This is a genomic window from Pedobacter gandavensis, from assembly GCF_014172405.1.
GTDB classification, from domain to species: Bacteria; Bacteroidota; Bacteroidia; order Sphingobacteriales; family Sphingobacteriaceae; genus Pedobacter; species Pedobacter gandavensis.
Genome location: NZ_WNXC01000001.1, coordinates 934,017 through 959,629, shown reverse-complemented (window position 1 = coordinate 959,629; position 25,613 = coordinate 934,017). Strand labels below are relative to the sequence as shown.

General features: G+C 40.3%; 22 protein-coding genes. 13 read left to right on the top strand and 9 right to left on the bottom strand.

Annotated elements, in window-relative coordinates; genetic code table 11:
• Positions 1–48 precede the first annotated feature (48 nt).
• From GM920_RS03760 to GM920_RS03740, 5 genes are all read left to right on the top strand, one after another.
• Positions 49–732: a hypothetical protein gene (locus GM920_RS03760; protein WP_182953542.1), complete on the top strand. Its 684-nt coding sequence runs from the start codon at positions 49–51 to the stop codon at positions 730–732.
• A complete protein-coding gene (locus GM920_RS03755; RefSeq protein WP_182953540.1) occupies positions 716–1,936 on the top strand; it encodes a hypothetical protein in 1,221 nt (406 codons plus the stop codon). Before GM920_RS03760 ends, GM920_RS03755 begins: the two co-directional genes overlap by 17 nt.
• Before the next feature lie 81 nt (positions 1,937–2,017).
• Complete coding sequence (locus GM920_RS03750) at positions 2,018–4,408, top strand: TonB-dependent receptor (protein WP_182953538.1); 2,391 nt, start codon at positions 2,018–2,020, stop codon at positions 4,406–4,408.
• Positions 4,409–4,453: 45 nt separating this feature from the next.
• A complete protein-coding gene (locus GM920_RS03745; RefSeq protein ID WP_235964421.1) occupies positions 4,454–5,656 on the top strand; it encodes a DUF4374 domain-containing protein in 1,203 nt (400 codons plus the stop codon).
• A gap of 22 nt (positions 5,657–5,678) precedes the next feature.
• Positions 5,679–6,788, top strand: a complete 1,110-nt coding sequence (locus GM920_RS03740) for a PepSY-associated TM helix domain-containing protein (protein ID WP_182953534.1) — start codon at positions 5,679–5,681, stop codon at positions 6,786–6,788.
• Positions 6,789–6,808: 20 nt separating this feature from the next.
• Here the strand turns inward: GM920_RS03740 and GM920_RS03735 are convergent, their stop codons facing one another.
• The 4 genes from GM920_RS03735 to GM920_RS03720 all read right to left on the bottom strand — a co-directional run bounded on the left by GM920_RS03735 (position 6,809) and on the right by GM920_RS03720 (position 11,903).
• Entirely contained in the window at positions 6,809–7,822 is a 1,014-nt protein-coding gene (locus tag GM920_RS03735) for an ABC transporter substrate-binding protein (protein ID WP_182953532.1), read from the bottom strand.
• A gap of 11 nt (positions 7,823–7,833) precedes the next feature.
• A complete protein-coding gene (locus GM920_RS03730; protein WP_182953531.1) occupies positions 7,834–9,996 on the bottom strand; it encodes a TonB-dependent siderophore receptor in 2,163 nt (720 codons plus the stop codon).
• A 270-nt stretch (positions 9,997–10,266) separates the two neighbouring features.
• The gene (locus GM920_RS03725; protein WP_182953529.1) at positions 10,267–11,274 is read right to left on the bottom strand and encodes a cyclase family protein; all 1,008 of its coding nucleotides are present in this window, start codon (positions 11,272–11,274) and stop codon (positions 10,267–10,269) included.
• A gap of 242 nt (positions 11,275–11,516) precedes the next feature.
• The gene (locus GM920_RS03720) at positions 11,517–11,903 is read right to left on the bottom strand and encodes a cupin domain-containing protein (protein WP_182953527.1); all 387 of its coding nucleotides are present in this window, start codon (positions 11,901–11,903) and stop codon (positions 11,517–11,519) included.
• 298 nt (positions 11,904–12,201) lie between these two features.
• Here GM920_RS03720 and GM920_RS03710 point away from each other — a divergent pair, with 298 nt between their 5' ends.
• Both GM920_RS03710 and GM920_RS03705 read left to right on the top strand, forming a co-directional pair.
• Complete coding sequence (locus GM920_RS03710) at positions 12,202–12,606, top strand: hypothetical protein (RefSeq protein WP_182953525.1); 405 nt, start codon at positions 12,202–12,204, stop codon at positions 12,604–12,606.
• Positions 12,607–12,709: 103 nt separating this feature from the next.
• Entirely contained in the window at positions 12,710–13,105 is a 396-nt protein-coding gene (locus tag GM920_RS03705) for a c-type cytochrome (protein WP_182953523.1), read from the top strand.
• A gap of 369 nt (positions 13,106–13,474) precedes the next feature.
• On the opposite strand, the gene GM920_RS03700 is transcribed toward GM920_RS03705, so the two are convergent.
• On the bottom strand, positions 13,475–13,684 hold the full coding sequence (locus GM920_RS03700; protein ID WP_182953522.1) for a hypothetical protein: 210 nt from the start codon (positions 13,682–13,684) through the stop codon (positions 13,475–13,477).
• 44 nt (positions 13,685–13,728) lie between these two features.
• Positions 13,729–14,466, bottom strand: coding sequence for an AAA family ATPase (locus GM920_RS03695; protein WP_182953520.1), 738 nt, complete (start codon positions 14,464–14,466; stop codon positions 13,729–13,731).
• 254 nt (positions 14,467–14,720) lie between these two features.
• On the opposite strand from GM920_RS03695, the gene GM920_RS03690 reads away from it, so the two are divergent.
• Positions 14,721–15,863, top strand: coding sequence for an acyltransferase (locus tag GM920_RS03690; protein ID WP_182953518.1), 1,143 nt, complete (start codon positions 14,721–14,723; stop codon positions 15,861–15,863).
• Between the two features lie 81 nt (positions 15,864–15,944).
• On the opposite strand, the gene bla is transcribed toward GM920_RS03690, so the two are convergent.
• Positions 15,945–16,844, bottom strand: a complete 900-nt coding sequence (gene bla, locus GM920_RS03685; protein WP_202986027.1) for a class A beta-lactamase, subclass A2 — start codon at positions 16,842–16,844, stop codon at positions 15,945–15,947.
• Between the two features lie 55 nt (positions 16,845–16,899).
• Entirely contained in the window at positions 16,900–17,265 is a 366-nt protein-coding gene (locus tag GM920_RS03680; protein WP_182953516.1) for a DoxX family protein, read from the bottom strand.
• 214 nt (positions 17,266–17,479) lie between these two features.
• Here GM920_RS03680 and GM920_RS03675 point away from each other — a divergent pair, with 214 nt between their 5' ends.
• The 5 genes from GM920_RS03675 (at position 17,480) to GM920_RS03655 (ending at position 20,987) form a co-directional block, all read left to right on the top strand.
• Complete coding sequence (locus GM920_RS03675) at positions 17,480–18,025, top strand: hypothetical protein (protein WP_182953514.1); 546 nt, start codon at positions 17,480–17,482, stop codon at positions 18,023–18,025.
• Between the two features lie 79 nt (positions 18,026–18,104).
• Complete coding sequence (locus tag GM920_RS03670) at positions 18,105–19,139, top strand: saccharopine dehydrogenase family protein (RefSeq protein WP_182953512.1); 1,035 nt, start codon at positions 18,105–18,107, stop codon at positions 19,137–19,139.
• A gap of 157 nt (positions 19,140–19,296) precedes the next feature.
• On the top strand, positions 19,297–20,007 hold the full coding sequence (locus GM920_RS03665; protein ID WP_235964420.1) for an imm11 family protein: 711 nt from the start codon (positions 19,297–19,299) through the stop codon (positions 20,005–20,007).
• Complete coding sequence (locus GM920_RS03660; RefSeq protein WP_182953509.1) at positions 20,000–20,230, top strand: hypothetical protein; 231 nt, start codon at positions 20,000–20,002, stop codon at positions 20,228–20,230. Before GM920_RS03665 ends, GM920_RS03660 begins: the two co-directional genes overlap by 8 nt.
• A 175-nt stretch (positions 20,231–20,405) precedes the next feature.
• Positions 20,406–20,987 carry a hypothetical protein gene (locus GM920_RS03655; RefSeq protein WP_182955485.1) on the top strand — a complete coding sequence of 194 codons (582 nt, stop codon included), beginning with the start codon at positions 20,406–20,408 and terminating at the stop codon, positions 20,985–20,987.
• Positions 20,988–21,049: 62 nt separating this feature from the next.
• Here GM920_RS03655 and GM920_RS03650 read toward each other — a convergent pair whose 3' ends face one another.
• On the bottom strand, positions 21,050–25,597 hold the full coding sequence (locus GM920_RS03650) for an efflux RND transporter permease subunit (RefSeq protein ID WP_182953507.1): 4,548 nt from the start codon (positions 25,595–25,597) through the stop codon (positions 21,050–21,052).
• Positions 25,598–25,613: the final 16 nt, after the last annotated feature.

The following is a 25,613-nucleotide window of genomic DNA, read 5'->3' as shown; positions in this document are numbered from 1 at the left end:
TATTTTATATAAGTTTGTAATCCATTTAAGCAGGCTTTAAACACCGAAATGAACATCAACAAAGACCTCATAGAAAAATACCACCGAAATGCATGCAGCACAGAAGAACGTGATGCTGTGGAGGCCTGGTTATTTTCCAACCATACGGATGAAGGGCTTCAGTTGCCATTGGGCGAGTCTAAAGCAGCACATAAAGCGGATATCTGGAAAGGAATCGAGGATTTTCTTCCATCAGAAGAGCTTTCTACGGCCCAAGAGGCTAAAACGGTATCGATAAAAATACCAGCTACAGAAAAACCTAGGCTAAACTTTTGGATGGGAGCGGTAGCGGCTACCCTGGTGATCGGACTATCGGGATTAGGTATGGTGCAATTGCAGAAAAACAGTGCACAAAATGAGCCTGCATTGGTATCGGTGAACAACACTTCTGCCATAAAAGTTCATCACCTGGAAGTAAGCGATTATGCCCTTTCGGTGGGCACCAACACTTCTGCTAAAATTGACAACCTCACTGGGGTGGTCAATCTGGCTGGAAGCATACTTTTCTCTCCTAAAAAAGACATCACGCTTAGTTTTGAAGGTAGCCCTAAAAAGGTCACTTTCAAAAAAGATCAAACTTATATCATACTCAAAGGCAAAGAAGGAACTGAGCAGATTATTGTTAGCGAAAAAAACCTGATGGATCTTCCTCCGGTACTTCAAAAGCAAATTATCAATGAATTCAAGATCTAAGCGTTCCCTGTTTTTTCTATTGATAGCACTGTCTGGTCTTTTTGGATGTAGGGAAAAGTCTTTAATATCAGGGGAGGAAGGACAGCATAAATACAGCATTTATATCCTGGGAAAAGACGGGAAGGAATACCTCCTGGAGACCAATCAGCTGGATTCAGGCCGCTTAACACCTGATCGCGATGGTGCTGAGTTGAATACCAGAGAGATGGATCGCAGTGTGATGGTGAAAAACGGCTACTATTACTACCTCAACAGGAAAAAGACGTCATTGATCAAATACGCAATCAAAGAACATCAACTTCAGGAAATTCAATCTATGCCTTTAGCACAGTTTTCAATTGAAAACTACCAATGGCTGGGAGGAGATACTTTATTGCTTACCGGTTTAGCGAATCCGGATTTTAAGCAAGTCAGGTATACCATGATTCAAACCAATGCGATGAAGCCAATTCGCGCAGGAAATATGGAAATCCCGGTACCTACCGGACGATTCGATAACATGTCGGTTGGCTTTGTCAAAAGACAGGGTGCTCAGCTATTGCTGGGATACACTTACCATCAGCAAATCGGCGTATCTAATTATACAACCAGCGATACCACCTACATTACAACACTGAACTATCCGGAAATGACAGCGGTAAAGACAGTCAAGGATACGCGTTCTACCTATCCAGGAGGAGTAAATACCGTGCAAACTTCCGCTTTTCAGGATGCGCAGGGAGATTTCTATTTCATGGATTGCCCAGGGATTGCTTTGGGTAATCGCCCGGAATTGTCTACCGCGATCATGAGAATCAACAAGAATTCCACAGTAGCTGATCCTCATTATTTTTTCAATTTATCATCCGCAATCGGAAATCATGCCTATGGAATGTGGTCTGTCGGAGCTGACAAAGCAATCGTTAGAGCAGAGCGAAAAGACTTGTTCAAAGGTCTTGGAGATCATTACAGCACTCCTCATTTCGAGTTTTACCTGGTCGATGTGAAAAATAATCAAGTGCTTCAGAAACTAGCACTTCCTTTAGATAAAGGGACAAGAAGGGAATGTGTACTCTTAAAGGATAACATCGCTTACATCTCGGTAAACTCATCATCAGAAGGGAATTACATTTGGAAGTACGACCTTAAAACTGCTGCCTTAACGAAGGGGATGCAGCTTGCTGGAAATACAGATTTCATCCTTAGAATCGACAAGCTTAGATAATTCTCTATATTTTTTTCTCAGTCACCTTCGGGAATATTGTGGTTATGCTACTAACAGGTATAAATGCACAATATAAAAATAATGACCTACGGAAAAACTCTACTACTCATTCTCTTCAGCACTTTTTCAATTGGTGCTTTTTCACAACAAAATACTTCGAGCATTTCAGGAAATGTAAAAGATGGCAACGAACTGATTATCGGGGCTTCCATTTTTTTGAAAGGCACTAAACAAGGCGTAGTTTCAGACCATCAGGGGAACTATCAATTGAAAAACCTCTCAGCAGGGACTTATACGGTCAGCATTTCTTATATAGGCTTCGAAAAGGACAGTAAACAGGTCGTGCTGAAAGCGAATCAGCAGCTGATCCTTAATTTTTCTTTAAAAAAGGACCAGCAACAACTTCATGACGTAAACATCAGCGGAAAAACGAAAACCCAGCAGGTAAAAGAATCTGGATTTTCAGTAAATGCAATCGAAACGAAGAAATATGCGAATACAACTGCCGATTTGAACCAGATCTTAAACAGAAGTACCGGGGTCAGGATTCGCGAACAAGGCGGATTGGGCTCTGATTTTAAGTTCTCGATCAATGGTTTATCAGGAAAACAAGTGAAATTTTTTATCGATGGCATTCCGATGGATGTGATGGGCAGCGCAATGTCCCTGAACAATATCCCGGTAAATATGGCAGAGCGTTTAGAGGTCTATAAAGGGGTAGTGCCCGTACAATTGGGCGCTGATGCGATGGGGGGTGCAGTAAATGTGATTACCAATCAGAAAGCAAGTAATTACCTGGATCTGAGCCATAGCTACGGTTCATTTCAAACCAACAGGTCTTCTTTAACTGGCCAGTTTGTAGAGCAGAAAACCGGTCTGATCATTAAAGGAAGTGGTTTCTTTAATTCTTCGGAGAACAATTACAAGATGAAAAACGTGGATCTTGTAGTAGGAGGAACCAGAGTAGGAAATCACATTACCGATGTAGATGGAGCTGAATATGTGAAAGGTGACGCCAAGCGTTTCCACGACAATTACCTTTCTGCCCTCGGACAAGTGGAAGTTGGGTTAACCAATAAAAGCTGGGCAGATGTGCTGTTTATTGGCGGAGGCTACAATGAAGGTCACCAGGACTTACAAACCGGTTTTGATCAAAACACCGTTTACGGTAAAGTTAGACGTACCAATTTCGCTAAAAGTGCCACTTTACGCTATAAAAAGAACAACCTGTTCACAGAAGGACTGACCCTAAGCGCTTTTGCAGCACGATCAAAAGATACCTATAAAACTACCGATACTGTATTTCGCAATTACAATTGGGATGGTAGTTATTATGATAAAGGTTACACAGAAATGGGGAACAGTATCAAAACCATTAACAACATTGTTAGGCCGCGGACCTATGCCATGGGGAACCTGAGTTATGTGATCAATAATCAACATTCCTTAAATCTGAATTACACCATTGATCATTTGAAAAATGAGAACTACAATCAGCTTCAAGTGGGACGTGATAGCTTACCAGGTACCGTAAACAAGCAAATTATCGGATTTGCGTATCAACAAAACTTGCTGGACAATAAATTATCAAATACCATTTTTGGTAAATACTACCACCTTGGCTTAGCGCGGGCAAAATACATCAACGGCCGATATGTTAAACAAGATACCACTTTCTCCAACTTCGGTTATGGGATCGCTTCCAGGTATAAAATCACAGAAGGGCTAGGTGTAAAAGCTTCTTATGAGCATAGCTATAGGCTTCAGGAAGCAGAAGAGCTATTTGGCGATGGATTAAACCTGCAGGGAAATCCAGATTTGAAACCGGAAAGTAGTCACAATCTAAACCTGGGTGCCTATTACAGTTTCCAGATCAATAAAAGTGCTTTCTTCTTTGAGGCTTCTGGTTTTTACCGCAATGCCAAAGATTTCATCTTTCCTGTGCCTGATGTACGTTCCAAGTTGCTGAAAAATGAAAACCAAAGCAGTGTACGCATCACCGGTTTTGAATCGGAAGCCAGATACAGCTATGCTCAATTGTTGTCATTATCACTGAACCTGACTTATCAAAGTGCGGTAAATACGACCAAAAACGGGCAGACTGAATCCTATAATGTAGAAGGAACGTACCTGAACAAAATCCCCAATCAACCTTGGTTATTTGGTAATGCAGACTTTACCATCGGACAAGATAACTTATTAGGAAAGGATACCCGATTACAATTCAACTGGTTCACACAATACGTAAACTGGTTCTACCTGACCTGGGAAAGTAAAGGAAATCCAAACGGAAAATCCGATATCCCAACCCAGTTTATTCACAATGCTTCCCTGAGTTACTCCCTGCAAAAAGGAAAATATAACATCTCCGCAGAATGTAGAAACTTAACGGATCACCTGGCATATGATAATTTCAAACTTCAAAAACCGGGCAGATCTTTCTCTGTGAAATTCAGATACTTTATTCAGTAGTAATTATATTAAAAATCAGATTATCAAAATATTACCACCATGTATATGAATACATTATTTAAATATTCGACAAAGCTATTTCTGTTCGTCATGTTGATGCTCAGCATCATTGGATGCGAAAAGAGAAACATCGGAAATGTAGAACAAGGCACCAAATATGCGGCAGTTCTTTGTGTGGGTAGCTGGCCAAATACAGCCTATTATATTTCCAGCATTCCTTCCTTAACTAGTGGAACAATCAGTCTGAAGGGAAACGGAGCAGAGATGACCGGTAAGGTTTACGCGCAGGATGTGGTTCAAAGGGACGGCTTCTATTACCATATGAATTCTACCAGCGGACGTTTCGGTAAATACCATGTCGAGAACGGTGCTTTAATCATTGATAAAGAGATTCCTTTCGCTTACCTCAGCTGGAGTTCTTATGCCTGGGCCGATAACAATACCCTGGTTATTTTTGGAGAAGGGAATGGTGAGGCGCGTTACGCAGTGGTTAAAGTGGATGTGATGACGGTTAAAACGGGTAAACTGAACCTTAACGCCATCCCTAAGGGATTTCAACAATATAGTTTCGGATTTGCGCAATACAGAGACAGTAAGCTGTTTCTTGGATATGGATTTGCTTCGAGCGACTGGAGTTTGTTTCCGAACATGCCGGTTTATCCGAAATCATATGTCGCCGTAATTGATTACCATACGATGGCTGTGGAAAAAAGCCTGGAAGAGCACCGTACCACTGGATTGGGCAGTCTAAATGTCTATGCACCATCTTCCTTTGTAGATGAAAATAACGACTTGTATTTCATCAGTGACCCGGTATCTGGTTATGATTACCAAGCTCCATCTGCCATGTTCCGCATTAAAAGCGGGTCCACAGAGATCGACCCGGGCTATTTCTTCAATTATTCTGCATCTGCGGATCAGGAAAAAGCACCAGCCATGTGGTACATCGGAAGCGGAAAGGCCATTGTCCGTTCCAGACTGAATGGCGAAAGTATTGATGCCGATCATTATTACCGACTAATTGACGTTAAATCCGGCACGATGATTAAGAAACTAGACCTTCCTGCGGATAAAGGGGAGCGGATGGTCAATGCAGTCATTGTAGAAGATGGGAAGGCCTTTATCGCTGTAAATGCTGCCGACAGAGATTACATCTGGCAATACAACCCTGCAACAGATCAATTGACAAAAGGAGTGGAGTTTATAGGCGGTATCGACTATATCTTACGCATTGAGAAACTGAAATAACACACCATTCTACAGACCTTAAATGACTTTTAAAAAGATAAATGCCTGGATTCACCTATGGTTCGGAATTGCTTCCGGGATCGTAGTTGTGATTCTGGGCATCACCGGTTGTATCCTTGTTTTTGAACAGGAAATCAGAAGCATTTCTTCACCATGGTTGCATGCAGCCTCAGAAGGCAGACCTTTATTACCTCCATCAAAACTTTATGAAGCGGTGTCTACTGCTTTGCCTGATAAGAAAGTAGCCTCCGTCTGGTATCATGGAGAAGCGCATACCGCCCATGTAACCGTAAACTCGGATTCTACCATTTTTGTAGATCCCTATACCGCCAAAATAGTGGCCATGGTAGACCATGAAGACTTCTTTCATATCGTGGAAGAAGGTCATTTTTACCTTTGGTTGCCCAAATCCATCGGGGAGCAAATTGTAGGTTGGGGTACCTTCATCTTTTTCTTCTTGCTGATTAGTGGCCTCATCTTATGGTGGCCAAAAAGATGGAATAAGAGAAGTCGGGATCAGAGTTTTAAAATCAAATGGAAGGCTAAGTTTAAACGCCTAAACTATGATTTACACAATGTACTGGGCTTCTATTCCATGATTATTGCCATGCTGTTGGCCTTTACAGGTTTGATGATGAGCTTCCAATGGTTCAATAAAGGGGTGTTCTGGGTGACCGGAGGCACAGATAAGCCTAGAGTTGAAGCACTTTCTGATACGCTCCAGAATCCTCAGACTAAAATGCTCGTGCAGGTGGATAAGGCTTGGTCTAAGGGCATTCATGAACTCGCGGAACACAATCCCAAAGATATCATTGTGAGCTTCCCGGAAAAAGCCTCAGAAGCGATTTATGTCTGTACCGATATGTTTAGTGGAACCTGGCGCGACCTCTATCTGGATCAACATACTTTGAAAGTATTACCAGCTTCCAATAAGAAGCTGCTGGATGAAAATGTTGCAGATCTGATCCGAAGGGTAAATTATGGCATTCACGTGGGTACGATCGGAGAATTACCGACTAAAATCCTGTTTTTTATCGTCAGTCTGATTTGTGCTTCGCTGCCGATAACCGGATTTATCATCTGGTGGGGAAAAAAGAGTAAGTCCCGGAAAAAAGCAACCCGCTTGATTTAAATCAAGCGGGTTTTATGTATTTAAATGAGTGGAATAATTGCTTTGGCCTTCTCTCCGTATAGCTTTAGGATGATTTTTTCTACTTGCTGCTTCACATCAACATCCGGATTTGGATAGGCCCAATTGTGAATGCTGACGGCTGCACTCAGCGACTTTAGCGTATGTGGGTTGTAGAAGAACATCGGCAACAGGTTATAGATTTGCTTGTTTTTAATCGCTGCTACTTCCCCCAGTTCTGTTCTCTTGTAAAATTCCTCAGGACTGTCATTCCACATAATGATGATGTCTGGATTCCAACCAACCAAAGTCTCCGGATTGATATTGGGTTGATCTAATTCAAACGTACATGCGTTTTCTACACCAGCTGCTTCAAGGCAGAAGTTCATCATGCTATTTCGCCCTGCAGTGGCAAAGATGCGGCCATGTGCCCAGGAGAAATAAGCCTTTTTCTTAGTCTGAATGGTAGCAGACCTGTCTTTCATACGGGCTAATTCAGCTTTCACATAGGAAACTAATTCCTCGGCTCTTTCCTTGGTCCCTGTTAAGATCGCCAGGTCATTCATCGTTTGAAATACCTCCTGATACTGTTCTACTTTAGTGGTATACACCTTTACACCAACAGATCTTAAAGCTTGCGCGAGTTCTTGTTGGGCAGATTGCAGGATCACCAGATCAGGATTGAGCATCATGATACTCTCGATATTGCCATCGCCATTACTACCGGGAACGGCTAGTTTTTTTTGCTGAATCCGATCATCTAGTTTAGCGTAAAAAGGGAATAGCTCGTCACTGGTGTAGATGTTGTTAAAAATACCTACGATGCTTTTTTCTGCATTTAACATGTAAAGCGCATCTAAGGCAGGCTCATACAGCACTACGATTCTCTCCACGGGCTTGTCGAGCTCAATGGTATGTCCTACAGCATCCATTACCCTAATCGATTTCTTTTTTTCAGGATTCTCCTTGGTGCCATTTGCACAGCCGAAGAGGAGCATCGTCCCTGCGATGCCTAATATTGCGATAATTTTGTTCATTGTCATTTTATTTAAAGATTCACACGAAAGGAGAGTCTGGCATTGATAGGTGCCTGTTGTACCCAGTAGTACATATCTCCGGTTTTATTTCTCCAGGCTGTGGAGTAGATTTTTGAATTCAGGACATTGTTAACCAGGAAGTTGATGTTGTATTTTGCGTTGCTCCAACCTAAGCCAGCATCAAGTCTGAAGATATCATCCAATTTATCAGGGGTAGTAGTTGGGATGCGCTCCGTTCTTCCCATCAATAACTGGTAGCCAAGGGAAACGGTAAACCCTTCCACTTTTTCTATAGGTAACAAGTAGTTGATCCATGTATTTTGGATATGTTTCACCCGATTAGGTGTAGCCATACCGATATTTGCAGGGTATAAATCATCTTTGATAATTTTTGAATCTGTAAAGGCATAATTGAAAATTACATTTGTACCCTTGGCGATTCTGCCTTTTAAATCGAATTCTATTCCCCTCGACTGGCTTTCTCCGGTTTGATACAATAAGTTTGAGGTTGGATCTGGCGTGATCAATCTGTTTCTATAGATATTATAGAGCGATAAGGTGGTATTCCAACCGCCATTTGCCCAATCTTTCTTCATTCCAACTTCATAGCTGGTTCCTTTTAAGGGCTTTAGTGTTTTCCCTTCAACGGAGGTTCCGGCTTGTGGAAGAAAGGTCTGATCGTACAAAAAGTACAGGGAAGAGTTGTTGTTCAGGGAATAGTTTATCCCCAATCGTGGGGTAAGTGCCCAGTCTTTGGATTGACTTTCTTGTCCATAATCGTTTGTCAGGCCATCAGATGCCGTTAAACGTAAACCCATGGATACGCGTAGTTTTTCATCTAACAGCGATACCTCATCCATGGCATAAAGCGAAGTGTAATTGAGTGTTCTGTGGATTTTGTTGGCCGAAGTAAAGGCATTGTTCTCTGATTCAAAACTACCCCCAATGCCATTGTTTAGGATCACTTCGGAATAGATCGGGTTGGAAATGCTGAGTGGGTAAATGGTGCTTGCAGTTCCCCAGGTATCCCAGCTTCGCGATGATTTTCTATTTACATCAATTCCTGCAATAAAATGGTGACCGATATTTCCGGTCTTGAAGGCACCATTCAGGTAAGCTTGCGTAGAAAAAACGGTGTATTTGTTGGAATCGTAAACCAGATTTCTATCCAAAATATCCTTATCTGTAGGATTAACGCCATTTACCCAGAATAACGTACCATCATAAGCACTGTTCACATAGGAAACTTTAGCGGTTACCTGCCAGTCTTTCTTAAACTTGTGCTGGAAAGTAAGGAAGGCATTGTGGTCTTTTCCGATGAAAGGTCTGGTAGCAGGATCTGTCAGCGTAAAATCTCCTGGCAGCGTGCCATAGCCATATGGAGAGACCTGTGCTTCACTTAGCATTTTGTAATTCAGGTGTTGAAAAATGTATTCCCCTGTTAAAGAGGTATTGTCGTTAAACTTGTACTTTAAAGCAGGAGCAAAGAGAAATTTACTGCTCTTATCGTGCTTTAAAAAACCATTGGCGCCCATTCCCATGACATTAAGCCTGTATTGAAGCTTATTGCCCTTGTCTAACTGGCCATCCAGATCTATGGCAGCACGAAGCATATTAAAGCTACCGAATAGCAAATCCGCTGTCTTTTTAGTTTGTCCGGTTGGCTTTTTTGTGACGATGTTGTAAGAACCGGAAGGGTCACTCATCGCATGCATAAAATTACTTGGGCCTTTTAGAAACTCTACACTTTCAATGATAGAGACATCGTCAGCTAAAGGGCCCTTGCCTAGTGGACGTAGATCTACACCATTTCGCTGTGGACTAATGTATCCTCCACGGGAATAAATATCCGGTGATATTCCATTGTGGAGCTCTTCGCGCAGTGTTCCGCTAACATTGCGGGTCACGCTTTCATTTAGATTGTAAACACCTTGATCTCTGAGGATTTCAGCACTTAGGATCTGAATATTTTGAGGTAATTTCAGTAGGGGTGTTGGTAAGCGCAACATTTCAGACAATTGGGAAGATTTGTATCGCTTAAAATACTTGGAGAAGATGGAGATCTCGTCTAAGCTCAGATTTTTTAAACTGTCTGGCTTGGTTTGTTGTGCATTTGCTGAAAATGAAATGCTTAAAATAACTGCCAGAGTAATACGCTTTCTATGTCTTGTCATGTTCCTTTATTCTTTATTACAAAGAAAAAAGAAAGAGATTAGGCTGAGATAAGAGCGATATTAAGGGGTTATGAGAGGTTACAAAGCCTCCCATGAAACAGGTTTCTTAGGAGGCTTATATTAATGGTATTAGATTTCTTATTTTGAGAGATCTAATTGAAGTACATTAGCATTTAAAGGTTGTTCCGGCATTGTTTTTTCTTGCGCGTCTGAATTCGTAAATAACAGCATAGCGCTGAATAATAATGGGATTTTCTTTATGTTAGAGAATTAATGGATGGCCACTGGATTAATGTTGACTTGTGTAGAGCCTTTATATAGCGGTTGACCGAGGACGAAAAGGAATTCCCAAACCTTGTCTTGCACTAAGGCCCGACTGTCTATCAATTCTAAATTATATATCCCGCGTTTAGCAAGCATGTACTGATTGATAGGGAATTCCTCGTCACTTTTAGGATTTGGATATACCTCGGAAGCCCAAGTGTCTCCTCCAAATGCAACAATACTTTGATCAGCAAGCCATTTTGCAGCTTCCATGCCAATCCCTGGTTCTGTTTCCAGGAACTGTTTGTTGTCTTTTCCGATGAGTTCCAGCCAGCCTGTGTTAAACAACACGACATCACCTTTGCGAATTGCTAAGCCTTGTTTCTTAAGTACTGCTTTGATATCGGCAATTGTAAACTCTGTACCACCGGGTACGATGGGTTTGCCATAATGTTCGGTCATGTCTAATACCAGACCACGGGTAACTATAGGAGGTACTTTTTCTATGCCCAACTTATTTACGCCCTCAACAGTTACAAAGTCGGTCGCTTTGTTACCATTGTAATAAACATTGTCGATACCGATATGTCCGATACCATTTAGCTGCGTACCTACACCTGTCCATCCATTTACAAGTTCGTCATTGAAGCTGAACTTATTGGGACCCATAGTTTTTCCGGCTTGCTCTCCTGGCTGAATGTTGTATAGATTGAAACTGCGGTGGCGAAATGCTGGTAAGTTTTTATCTACAGGAACCGCCAGAGGATATGTTTTTCCTGTTTTCACAAGTTTCACTGCTTGCAGAACTAATTCTGGACTTAGTAAATTGGCCGTACCGATTTCGTCTTTTGCACCATAAGCGGATGGAAACCAATCCATAGGTGTGTTCGTGTTTTGGGTTTGGGCCTGCAACTGGATTCCATTTGTTAATAATAATCCCGCTATTGTAGCTGTTTTTAATAAGTTTTTAGTCTTTATGGCTCTACCAGCTAAGCCTGATTTTGTGTATTCCATTTTGATATTTTTATAGCGATCAGAACATCAATGATTTGATGTTTCAGATCTTTTTTGAATTGTACGGGGCAAAGCTCGCTCGTTTTAATTCATTATAAAAATAACTTAATTCATAGGATTGTATCATAATTATGATACCTTGACGGTTGTTTACATCGTTCTTACAAGCCATGGATGGTATGTTCCAGGTAAAGAAAGCCTTAACAAATAAGACTTTCTTGTACTTTAAAAAGCGGGTAACATCAATTCTTAGTTTTGATGGTTTTTAGTTCTGTTACAATCAGTTTAACAGTAGCATCGCCCATGTTTTTAGCCATGTGTGTTGTGGCCACCATATACATCGCATCTCCTGCTTTAAATTCCGCAACAACTGGTGCTTTTCCTTTGTCGGTAATCTCCAGCTTTCCATCTGTTAAGGCATAAACTATATGATCTGGATGGCTATGCCAAGGCACAGAATCCATAGGCGCTATTTCAACCTGCATTACACGTACCTTATCATTTTCCAGGATTACTTTTTTATATGCATTTGGAGCCACTTTAATGGGGTCTTGTGCACGCACATTTGCACTTAGGGTCAGAAATAATCCCAAAAGCAAAGACATTGAAATCATTTTAATCGTTTTCATAAGATTGTGGATTTAAGTAAACAATTCGGAGCGAATCTAGATTTTAGTAAAAACAATTGGCTATCGTAATGGTTTCATTTGGTCAACGGTCGCAAAGTGTAAGCTTAGCCAAAAACTAACCTTCAAAAGTAGAATTCTCGACCATGCTTAGCGCGGACGATAAAAAGAATTTTTAAAGGCCGAAGAATGGATGTATGATTACAATAATCATAGGCCACACAAAGCTTTAGGCTTCAAAATACCTACAGATTTGTTTCTAGAAATTCGCAGCTAAATTCTACTTTTGAAAATTAATTAATTGGCAACCGATAAGATAAATTTGATGGATTTTTACCAAAAAACATATACTGTCATTATAGCAGAACCTTGGGATTTTGAAAGTCCTGATGGAAAGAATATTATTCGGGGAATTATATTGTCAATTATTAATTGTTCTCTTCTGATTTTTAAGGCTAACTATAAGCTGAATTTTGATGGAGTAAGTGGGGATATTCTAATTCTATCTCCCCGTTTTAAGGAGGGAGATTTTGAAAATGGAACTAATAAAGAAGTACATGTAAATGGTGGTCTTTTTTTAGATGATTATAATGATGAATCTGAAAAAAGCAAATTAAATGAAAATTGTAAGTTTGTTTTAATAGGAACATTAAATGGTAAAAGTAATACCATACTTCCGGGGATATTGGGTAAAGTATACTGGTAAGGCGTTGGTTTAAAGCTGGTTGTTGAGATTAATTCCCGATAAATAATAGGTTTGTCATATTAATCTAATCTGGTTATCTTGGTTATGAACTAAATTATTTGCTATGCGATATAGAAAAATAATTACTTTTTCTCTGTTATTAGGTGCGGTTGTGATGTTAAGTGCTTTTATGCAACAAGAGGAACCCAAAGCAAAAAACCTAAAAGTACTTCCTAAAAACATCAGTCATGATGATCTCGATAAAGTTATGGACGGATTTAAACTTGCATTAGGCGTAAAATGTAATTTTTGTCATGCTCCGCGTAAGGACGATCCTAAAAAGCTTGACTTTGCCAGTGATGAAAATCCTAAAAAAGAGATTGCAAGGAATATGATACGCATGACTAACAAGATTAATAAGAAGTATTTCCACGAAAAAAACAAAGAAGGGAAATTAACGAATATATCTTGTGTAAGCTGTCATAATGGAAAAGAAGAACCGATAACGATAAAACTGTAATTACACTACTTTTATTATTGATCATTTAATTTGCAGGATCTACTGGCTTTAATGGCGGCATTATTAAAGGTCATTAAGGGGGAGTTTTAACTCTTGTCACCTCAAAGGGCGGAAGTGGAGGGATACGGTATATGCCTTTCAGCTTTAACGAACAGGTTGAAAAGTATTTGATGAAGCATGATTAGAAGATTTAACTTTTATTCACCTCAGTATATTCCTTGAAAAGGAGGATCAGCCCAAAACAGAGATTGGCTTTAAGCGAAGAGGGTAAGGGGGAACTGACTAAAGATGAGTTTGTAGACTTGATGTCGCATTTTGCGACTTCAAATTGAACGGAGTGAAGGATGCTACGATTATTAACCAATATACTTATGGAGTTCCTGGATCTGGTTCGGCTGCTCGTTCTGCGGCATCAGTTGTATCTGCAATACTATTTTTAATACCTGTTGTATCCATACCTGATGAATCTGTATAGTTGGCGGCATTCGTATCTGCTTCTTTTTTCGCATGTTGTTCCGGAGAGCCGCAGGCCATTAGAAATCCCGCTCCTAACGCAACCAATATTAGTTTATTTTTCATGATAGTAAGATTTTAAGTATAACCATTGGTTCGCTAAATGGTTTTTATTTCCTTAGTAGGTTGTGGATCATTGATTTGTAGTTATTTAGGAAAGATTTGGTCACTCTGAATTGCTCTGTGTCTTCATAACTAACTTCGCTTATTCCTATTTCATCGAATTGATAAATTTTTGCATTCGGATAGGACAATAGGATGGGAGAATGTGTAGCAATGATAAATTGTGAATTCATATTTACGAGATTATCGATAAGACTCAAAGCTGTTAACTGTCTAGTTGGAGAAAGTGCCGCTTCAGGCTCGTCAAAAAGGTACAAGCCGTTACCTCCTAATCTATTTGCCATTATAGCCAAAAATGATTCTCCGTGGGAGCATTCGTGCAGGGAATTGACCCCATAATTCTCAGCTAATTTCTCGCGGTCCAAGTAAGTCTCATCTAGATAAGTCGCAACATTGAATAGGCTTTCTGCACGCAAAAAGAAATAATCCGAAGGTCTACGATGGCCCCTTGTTCCTTTAAAGTGATCGGAAAGTGATAAATCAGGTCTTTCTTCCACCTGGCTTTGGTTGGAGCCTCCTGCTCTTGAAATTCCCAGATATTGTGCTAAAGATTCGATAAATGTAGATTTCCCGGAGCCATTTTCGCCAACAATAAACGTCACATCTGCGTGGAATTTAATCGTAGGCATATTTTTTATTGCGGGAATATTAAATGGGTAATGATCAAAGGATTTGATACTCCCTTCTCTAAGCCCGATTTCTTGTAAGTAAGGCTTGAAATCCATACGTCATAGGTTAAATACAAATCTTAATTCTTCATAAAGGTACGTCATTTGAGTCCTCTTAGTTCATGAACATCGATTAGTTTATTTGATTATATAATTTCGTTATTGTTCATTTTTTATAGATGTTTTACCTACTTTGCGGTAACATACAAACTAGCCGACACCACATTTGCCATTTTATACGATTTTGTACAGGGGAAATAGCGTCTTTTTTGTGATGGACCTATTTTTAGAAATTTAATCAAATATATAATATGGAAAAAAAAGTGCAGGGAGAGATGGGATGGGTGAATCTATTACGCGTTATTGCTTGTTTTTTAGTGGTGGTATCCCACAGTTGTGACCCTTTTGTCTCACAATTCGATTCCAATCGGGGTGCTTTTCTTACCGGAGTATTTACCGGAAGTTTTGTTCGGTCTTGTGTGCCCTTATTCGTGATGATGTCGGGTGTGTTATTGTTGCCGATCAATATGAGTATGGCGGATTTCTACAAGAAACGAATTGTCAGGATTCTTATTCCACTGGTATTCTGGTCACTTGCCTTACCCATATTATTCTATGTTTACTTGAATCATATTAACCCTGGCACTCAAAATCCAGCATTAACTTTGGCGAATCATACTTATGATGCAACTCTAGGTAATCTGTATCTGTTTATTTTCAATTTCAGCTTTGCAACCATTCCATTGTGGTATATGTACATGCTGGTTGGACTTTACCTGATTATGCCGGTTTTTAGTGGCTGGTTAAAGCAAGCAACCAAAAAGGATATCGAGATCTTCTTGTGCGTTTGGGGAATTGCGCTGGTATTGCCTTATATCAAAATGTTAGCGCCAGTATTGGGTTACAAAGGTAACTATGGCAATATGGGACTTTTTGGTGTGTGCGACTGGAATGATTATGGTACATTTTATTACATTTCTGGATTCACTGGTTATTTAGTATTGGCCTATTATTTAGTGAAATACCCATTGGATTGGAGCTGGAACAAAATGTTGAGCATCACTATTCCAATGTTTTTAGTCGGATATTTCATCACCTCATTTGGATTTATTGAGACTCAGAAACACTTCCCTGGAAACTATGCCAACCTGGAAATCGTATGGTATTTTGCCGGTATCAATGTCTTCATGATGACTTTCCCTGTGTTCGTGATCGTTCAGAAAATGAATATCGCCTCTACTGCAGGATTGTCGAAACTGGCTTCTCTAACGTTTGGAATCTACCTTTGTCATTTTGTATTTGTAGAAGTGAGTTATGATGTGATCGAGAAGATTGCCGGACCACTTCCTGTTCTAATTAAAATCTTAGGTATTGCTTGTTTCACCTTTGGCATCAGTGCTTTATTGGTGTTGTTGATGAGAGCATTTAAACCAACACGTCGTTTTGTGATGTAAAATAAAGCAATTGCTTTGATATAAAAAGAGGATTAAACCGGCATTTTAACGCCGGTTTAATCCTCTTTTTGTTTACTGAGCTTATTTAGATTTCTTGTAGAAGTAATCCCAAACTAGTTTGGATATGTCTGAAATGATCTTGTCATTGGTTGCTTCATTCTCCTTGGTATTACACACAAAGACAGCAATCGCATAGTGTTTCCCATTAGGTAGGCGTACAATGCCCATGTCATTGATCGCTGCTGTAATACCTTGTTTATTAGTATCTGAAGTGCCTGTTTTATGGCCAACAATGGTTCCTTTTGGAAGTTGTCCTTTCAGTCTGTTCACACCTGTAGTTGTTTCTACCATGGTGGTCCATAAGAAATTGAAACTGTCTTTCGACAACAGGTTTTTCGTATAGAATTTCACTAAAAGATCGGTAATGGCTTTCGGAGTACTCCAGTTGGAGAATTGCACATTCCATTCTTTATGCATTTCTTCCTCATTGGCTTTAATAGACACATCTTTAACTCCTAAACTATGGATGTAATCATTGATGGGTTTTGGGCCTCCAAGTAGTCTCATTAGGATATCACAACCGTTATTGTCGCTAAGTGCAACGGTATATTTGATGATTTCGGAAAGCGGTAAGTCCACCTCGCCATTGGGATGTGCCTCGCGAATAGGACTCCAGGTATTAGGTAATAAATCACTTTTCTTGATGTGGATTTTCTGAGAAAGACTAAATCTGCCTTTATCTACTTGATTTAAAACCGCCATAGCGATGTGGAACTTGAAAACACTCTGCATGGGATAATGCTTGTCTCCATTAAAACTAAGGGTATCCTTACTTTCTATGCCATAGACTGATACACCTACATCGGCTTTTTTATGCGCAAGAACTTGCTTTATCTGATCTCTTAATTGTTTTTTCTGCGCCATACTATAGAAAGAAACTGAAAGTAGGATCAGACAGGAAAGGTATATTTTTTTATTCATTCGGGTGTTTTTTAAGGTAACGCAAAAATGAACATTAAAGTTGTCATTTGTCCAGCTAATTTGTTTTTGGGGTGATTACCCAAGCCCAATAAATCAAAAGAAATTGAATGGGTAGCCTGATGTAAGCCAATAAATGAGAACCTATTGCCGGATGTGATTTAAAAACATCAGCAAGGTGAAAAGGGAGGAAAAACAACATCAATATCAAATTGGCAATTGCCGCAGCTCTTCTAAATTTTGGCAGGAGTAAGCCGAGGCCAATAGATGCTTCCAATAATCCTACAATATAATTAACCGCTAGGCTGGGCATCCAGGCTGGAATAAATGGATTGTAAAAGGCCGGTTTTACCAAGTGATTGATTCCGGCAGCCAGCATAAATATGCCAAATAACCAGGTCAGGTAAAGCTTTGTTTTGCTCATGGTTTTCATTTGATTAGCGTGATGCAGCTTATACTAAAGATAAGCATATTGAATGGCTAGTATTTCAGAATTTTTAAAAGCCCAAAGAAAGCGGTTTGATTTTAAGCAGCCAGATAATGAGCGGAATAGATTTTAATCCCAGATTATGATTCACAATGGCTTAGTCTTTGCAATAATAATGTATAATCAAATTATTACCGTTTAATTGAATTTAATGAACCATTTCTCCCTGAAATCTCTTCCTAAACTAGCCATTATAGCCGCAACCACTGTGTTTTTTTCTTGTAATTTGAATACTTCACCGGATAAGTTTTTTGGTGTTGCAGTGCTAAATACCAATTTCGTCAATGATTTTGGAACCGATAGATTGGCAAAACATATTCAATTGGAAACATTGGAATTCGCCGATAGACCTTCTACTAAGAAAAAAGGGGATGAGGCTCAGAACGCGATCAATAACAAGATCCTTTACATGGAAAAAGTGGTGAAAGATGTAATGGAGCTTCCAGAGAACGACGACACCAGAGAAATTAAAGCATTGTCTTTAAGTATTTTCGAATATGTGATCCCTGTTTATAAAAATGAATACACCGCTTACGCAAAACTTTGTGATGAGAAAGGACCTGAGGATCAAAAAGAACTGATCATTCAAAATATTGAAAAGAAATATGTTCCGCATTTTGAAGAGAAGCTTGCTTTGTTGCTTGATAAAGGAAAAGCTTACGCTCAAAAGCATGATTTGAATGTAAAGTGGGACTAGCTTCTTTATTTATGGACATTTGTCCGATGTAGGCCTGGTTTTTTGAAACAACTTTGCCATCTAAATTTATCATATTAAGATGCAAAGATTAAAAAACAGGATACTCGTAGTAGGCGGAAAAGGATTGGTTGGGAATAAGCTCGTTAAGCTGTTAAAAGCAAGAAATCCAGCAGTTGAAATCTTCGTAGGGAGTCGCAATTTGAGCCCTGGATTGACCAACGGACTGCATATCGATGTGAACAATCCGGCGAGTTTTTCTGCTATTGCTGAGCATAACATCCAATTGATTGTGTTGTGTGCCAATGACAATTCGAACCATATGCTGAACTATTGCATTGAAAATAGTCTCGATTATATTGACATCACAAAACCTACCCCGGATCTTGAAAAGGCCTTGATGTTTACTGAAGATAAGTCCATCAATAGCCAGATTGTATTCAGCTCTGGTTGGATGGGTGGTTTGGTGAGTAGTTTGGTGTTTCTTCTAGAGCCTCAAAGAGAAAGCATTCAGGAGGTGAAACTATTTGTTTACTATTCCGTAAATGACCAGGCAGGCGTTAGCTCCGCACATTTTATGGCAGCGCATGTAGCAAATCCCTTTAAAGGATATGTGAAGAACAAGTTGGTATGGCTCAAGCATTTCCTGGATTCAGAAAACTACTCGTATTCTTTTGGAATAGGGAAGAGACAGTCTTATAATTTTGATACACCAGATTTATATATACTCCATAAAGCGGAAGGAATCCCTACAGTACAGGTGAAAATGACGTACAACTCCAAGTTTGTCACCTGGTTATTGGGCGCCTTTCAAAGCATTAAGTTGTTCGATGTGCTTTCCTTATCGATGAGAAGGTTGATTTTTAGCGCAAATGGGAAAGGTGATCAAACTGTCTTTGAGGTGTTGGTAGATAATGGAAAGGAGAGTAAGACGGTCGCTATTCAGGATACCTTAGGGCAAGCGCACCTAACGGCCTTCAGTACGGTATTACATATTGAGTCGGTGTTAAAAACAGGTCAAAAGAAAGGGGTTTTCTTTAGTCACCAATTACATCAACCTAAAGATTTTATGAATCAGCTGAAGTCAGCGGAGACAATTAAAATAACGATGTGTTAATTTCCTAATTAGTATTCTTGTTCTGAAGATTTCCCCTAAACTATTGCTTTCTGAGTACCTGAAACAAAACGTGCTATCAAATTCTTAATATAATTATGGATATTGGAAATACATTGAATAATTGTCTTAATGTAAATGCTAACCAATTGATATTTTGATGTATTATAGAATTGAATCCAGCCTCGATATGAAAATTATTGGGCATTCCTCCCAGATTGAACATGCCGAACTTCCAGCAGACTGGGATACGGATCCGACTTTTGTAGGAAACATCGAATTTGTTAAAGCAGATTTTAGGCCAAAAATGCCACGAGGAATCCTGCATAAGAAGGCTAAATTGACAGATCTTTTGACTGCATGCTCTCCTGGGTTTGAACGAAGGTTATTGGTCAGTAAATCATTAAAGGACTTATGGGAGCTTTTTGATCATGAACATTTTCAGTTTTTTGACTGCGATGTTATCACTAAAAATTTGATATATGAATATTGGCTCATGAACCCTTTGGTAACTAATTTTGAGTTTGTAGATTTTCAGAATTCTACAGTGGTTACAAGAAAGAGGAAACTAGAGGGTGGGACTTTTCTAGAGGAAGTTCCGGTTACCAGCTTAAATGAATTTAATGTTTTCTTGGAAACCTTAGATATCGTAGATCGTGGAATGACGTTTATTTCCAGAGTAAGTCTTTTAGATGATATACCTAATGATGTTTTTGTGTTAAGTCATGTTGATGGCGGTGTTGGATACTATGTCTCTGAAAAAGTTAAAAAAGCAATTGAAGTTAGCAATATCACAGGAATTGAGTTCGCACCAATTTCGTTGACATTTCATGAATGGACTCATGAGCACAGAAATAGTATTTATGGTTAAAGTCAAGATACGCCTAGTAGGGGGAAATTTCAGGAGAAAAAGAAGACTGCTACATAATGAGGTGTTCAAAAAATTGGATGCAGAATCGAAGTTATTCAAGGTGCTGGTGATCAAAACCAATGAAGTGATCCCTTACACTTCTGTGTTTTTACAGTTGGATTGTGGCTACTGGAATGGGGAAAAGGAACAACAGTTGCGCGATGAAATGCGGGTTAAGAAATAAGTAATTCTAAATGAAAATGTTGACTCATTTTGATATGTTTGTTCTACAAGTTGAATTCATGTAACGCGCTCAAATGAAATTAAGAATCAAGAACACAAGGCTGACCCTGAAGCTGATTAGTTGGATACAAATAATCGGTGGGATTATGGGAATCTGTTTAATGACCTTTTATGCGTTGAAAACACCTGAAATTAATGGGCCGCTATTACTTATCTTTTTATTTGGATTTAGCTTGTTTATCTTTTCAATTTTTGCAGGTTATAAACTGTCTTTTGGGCAAGATCCGAAGAGCGGGGTAATTTATTCCTTAGTCAATCATGGATTACAACTTTTCCAATGGAGTTTGTTTGGTTATAGTTTCTGTTATTTTTCAGGAATAGCCATACTTATAGGCATGGAAGAATTTTCATTTAAAGCGAATTTTAATATAGCTTCGAATTTTCAATTATATTTCAACACTAATCTGTATTATTTTTTCAAGATAAACCTTTTTGCAGTGTTGATGATTGTCGTTTTATTGGACCTGAGGAAGGAACTTGTAATACAACATTCAACTGATCCTGAAAGAAATCGTGAAATAGATAGGATCAATGCGATAAAGGGTTTGGAAAAGATGACTATCAATCAAAGACTGGAAATAAGTGGACTACTGGATGAATTCACCGAGACAGCAGCTCAAAATAAAACGAGAGCAAGGGAAATCCTGGTGCTACTGCGGGTTGACGAGGAGTTTATAGAGGAGTTGGTCCCGGAATAATTAACCAAAAAAGCGGTTATGATTTATAATCATAACCGCTTTTTTGAATATTAATAATTGATCTATTTCCAACCGCCACCTAAGGCTTTGTAAATAGAAATCTGGTTCAACACCTGTTGTTTCTTAGCTTGAACCTCATTAAGTTCCGCATCCAAAACATTTCTCTGTGTAGTAATGATGTCCAGGTAGGTCACTCTTCCTGCCAGGAACAATGCGTTAGCCGCTTTTACCGAAGCATTTAAAGCTTTCACTTCTTCAGAGATGAAATCTCGCTTTGCTTTGATAAAGGCTTGTGATTTCAGCGCATCCTGTACTTCGTTATAAGCCTTGAGAACGATCTTCTCATAATTCTGGAAGGCAATCCCATAAGTTGCTTTGTAACTCTCGTATTCCGCGCGTATGCGGTGCTGATTGAAAATAGGAGCGGTTAAGCCACCCATCAAGCCATAAGCCAAAGCAGTTTGCGGTTGGAACAACTTACCCAGGTCAAAAGACTGCAAACCGATCTGCGGTGCTAACACAATTGCAGGTAAGAATGCCGCAGATGCAGCCTTAGTTTCTTTCTGCGAAGCGATCAATTCCAGTCCGGCTTGCCTGATGTCTGGTCTCAAAGCAATCATCTGTAATGGGGTTCCTGAAGCTAAAGTGATATTGGAGCTGAATTCATTTAATCCATTATCTTTTAGGGTAATAGTAGATTCGAATCTGCCGGTTAGGAAGTTCAGGTGGTTTTGCATCAGGCTAACCTGTTGCAAGACTTCCTGTTCTTTCGCTTTAGAATTGGCAAGCACCGCTTTGAACTGCTGCACACCCAATTCTGTCGCCACACCTGCTTCTTTTTGCACCTGAATCAGTTTCAATCCATTCTGCTGAAGTTGGATGTTTCTGCTTAAAATCTTAAGCTCCTCATCCAGGGTTAGCAATTCAAAATAGGCCGCGGATACATTACTGATCAGTTCCGTTTGTACCAGTTTCTGTCCCTCGTAAGAAGCCATAAACTTGTTCACTGCTGCTTGCTTTTTGTTTTTCAATTTGCCCCATAGGTCCAGTTCCCAGGAGGTTCTGATCCCTACAAAATAGTCGGGTAGTGGATTGGGTACCTGCTCACCGGGTTTTAGATTAGGAGAGAAATTGGTGTCGTAATTACCAATTCCATCGGCAGTGTGAAATCCGTATCTTCTTAATCCTCCTTCGATTGCGAGGTCTATATTAGGTAAAGCTGCACCTTTGCGCATTCTTAAATTTGCTTTAGCAATTTCAATATGATGCAAAGTTTGCTTCATATCGGTATTGTTTGCCAGGGCAGTTTCAATTAAGGCAATCAGTTGCTCATCTTTAAAGAATTCTTTCCAGGTGGTATTGGCTACCGTATTGGTATCTGTACTTTTCTGGAAACTTTCCGGAAGAGTACGGTGCTCATAAACTGGAATGTCTTTTTTCATCGAACAGCTGCTGATCAGCATCACCGATGTAATCGCTACAATCACCTTAGCACTAGTACTTGTTTTTTTCTTCATCATGGAGGAGAAAAGCACATATAAACCTGGGATCACAATAACGCCCACAACCGTACCGATGATCATCCCACCTACAGCGGCCGTTCCAATCGAGCGATTTCCAAGCGCACCTGCGCCAGTAGCCATCATTAAAGGAACCAATCCTGCCGCAAATGCGAAGGAGGTCATCAAAATTGGGCGCAAACGGGCAACAGAGCCTTCAATTGCTGCAGCTAAGAAACTCATACCTTGTTCTTGTTTTATAATGGCATATTCGACGATCAGGATCGCATTTTTCCCAAGTAAACCGATGAGCATCACCAAGGCTACCTGCGCATAAATGTTGTTTTCCAGGCCAAACATCCATAAGAATAGGAAGGCTCCGAAAATACCTGCCGGTAAAGAAAGTAGTACTGGCAATGGGAGCAGGAAGCTCTCATATTGTGCGGCAAGGATCAGGTATACAAACAATAAACAAAGTGCAAAGATGTATAAAGCCTGATTTCCGGAAAGGATCTGCTCGCGGGTCATACCAGACCATTCGATTTCATATCCTGCCGGAAGCTTATTGGCAACAGCTTCTACCGCTTCAATCGCCTGTCCGCTACTGAAACCGGCAGCTGCATCACCGTTCAACATCGCCGAAGAGAACATGTTGTAACGGGTGATTTGCTCAGGACCATAAACACGCTCCATATGGATGAACGTAGAGAAAGGCATCATTTCGCCCTGATCATTTTTGATGAAAAGATTCAGTACATCCTCTGGTTTTTCACGGTAATTAGGGCCAGCTTGTACCATCACCTTATACATTTGTCCGTAACGAATGAAGTTGGTCGCATAATAACTTCCCATTAAAGTCTGCAAGGTGTTCATGGCATTCTCCACGCTGATGCCTTTTTTTGCCGCCAAATCATGATCTACTTTGATCAGGTATTGCGGAAAACTGACGTCGAATGTGGTAAACACATTGCCGATTTCAGGGGTTGCCTTTAAATCTTCAATAAACTTCTTCATCACTTCAGAAGTTTTGTTCAGGTCGTCTGCACCCGTTTTATCTAAAAGACGCAATTCAAAGCCTGAAGAGTTACCAAAACCAGGTACGGTAGGCGGAGGGAAGAACTCAATATCCGCGTCCATGATGTGTGAAGTGGCTTTCTTAAGGTTTTCGATCATGTCAGTTACAGACTCTTCGCGGTCTTTCCAGGCCACAAGATTGATCATCCCCATACCATAAGAGGCACCAGATACCTCGTTCACTAAACTATAACCGGCAAGGGTAGAAACCGTTTCTACGGCCTGCATTTTTCTGCTGATCGCATCAATTTCATTCAGTACGCTTTCTGTTCGGTCTACCGTAGCACCAGGAGGCGTAGTCACGTTTACGTAAATCATCCCCTGATCTTCTGTAGGGATAAAGCCGGAAGGTAGGATGCTGCTCATGCCCCAGGTGGTGATAAAGAAAGCGACCAGTAGCCCGAAAGTTAAGATTCTACGGCCTGCAATTCTCGTTAATAAGCCTTTGTAGCCACCTGCCATGCCGTTGTAAGCCCTGTTGAAGCCAGCAAAGAACCTGGACATCCAGCCTTTTGCTTCTGGTTTATTGTGCGGAGAACGCAGAATGATGGCACATAGCGCCGGTGTTAAGGTTAAAGCATTAATTCCAGAAATGATAATTGCCGAAGCTAAGGTTAATGAGAACTGGCGATAGAAAATACCCACCGGACCAGATAGGAAAGCCACCGGGATAAACACCGCTGACATCACCAGGGTAATGGCCACAACCGGTTTACCAACTTCTTTCATGGCAGCGATTGTTGCTTCCATCGGTTCCAGGTGTTCTTCTTCCATTTTTGAGTAGACGGCTTCGACTACTACAATGGCATTATCTACCACAATACCGATCGCAAGTACCAGGGCAAATAGGGTAAGTAAGTTGATGGAGAAGCCCAACATCTGCATGAAAAACAAGGCGCCAATTAAACATACCGGAACAGCCAATGCCGGAATTAACGTAGAACGGAAGTCTTGTAAGAAGATAAATACGACAATAAATACCAGAATAAATGCTTCAAGTAACGTAATCAATACACTTGATATTGAGGCGTCAAGGAATCTGGATACGTCGTATCCCATGGTGTATTTCATACCCGGAGGGAATGAGTTGGCCTGTAAGCTGGCCATACGCTCCTTGACATTCTTGATGACTTCCTGAGCGTTAGAGCCCGGTAGCTGTTTCAGCATGATGGAAGCTGAAGGGCGTCCGTCAGTTTTAGAAACCATCTCGTAATCTAAGGAACCAAATTCTACATCTGCAACGTCTTTAATCCGGATGATTGAACCATCAGCATTGGCCCTGATCGGGATGTTTTTATATTCTTCCGCATCCGAAAACTTACCAGGATAACGCAATACATATTGCTGCATGTTGATCGATTTGTCTGAACCAATTCCCGTTTGTCCGGGAGCAGCTTCCACATTTTGCCTTCTCAATGCAGCAATGACATCATCCGATGAGATATTGTAAGAAGCCAGGCGGTCTGGTTTTAGCCATACACGCATCGCATAGTCCCTTAAACCCATGATCTGCGCAAAACCCACACCTTCAATTCTTTTCAACTCTTTTAAGATGTTGATGTCGGTGAAGTTGTAGATAAAGCGCTCATCTGCAGTTTTATCGTCGCTGTAGATGTTCAAATACATCAGCATACTGTTCACTTCTTTTTCAGTAGTTACCCCGGCCTTAATTACCTCTTCTGGTAATTCATCGAGTACCGTGGTTACCCTGTTTTGCACGTTTACCGCGGCAATGTCCGGGTCTGTACCTACTTTAAAGAATACCTGGATGAGCGTAGTTCCGTTGTTGGTGGATACCGAACTCATATAGGTCATCCCGGCTACACCATTAATGGCTCTTTCCAATGGAATGGCCACGGCATTGGTACTCACTTCGGCATTTGCACCGGTATAATTTGCGGTCACCACCACGGATGGTGGCACGATGTCCGGGAATTGGGTAACTGGCAGGGTAAATAGCGCCAGCAAGCCCAGGAGGGTGATAAATAAGGAAATAACCAGTGATAATACCGGTCGTTTTATAAATTGTTCAAACATAATTGTGTTGATTTAT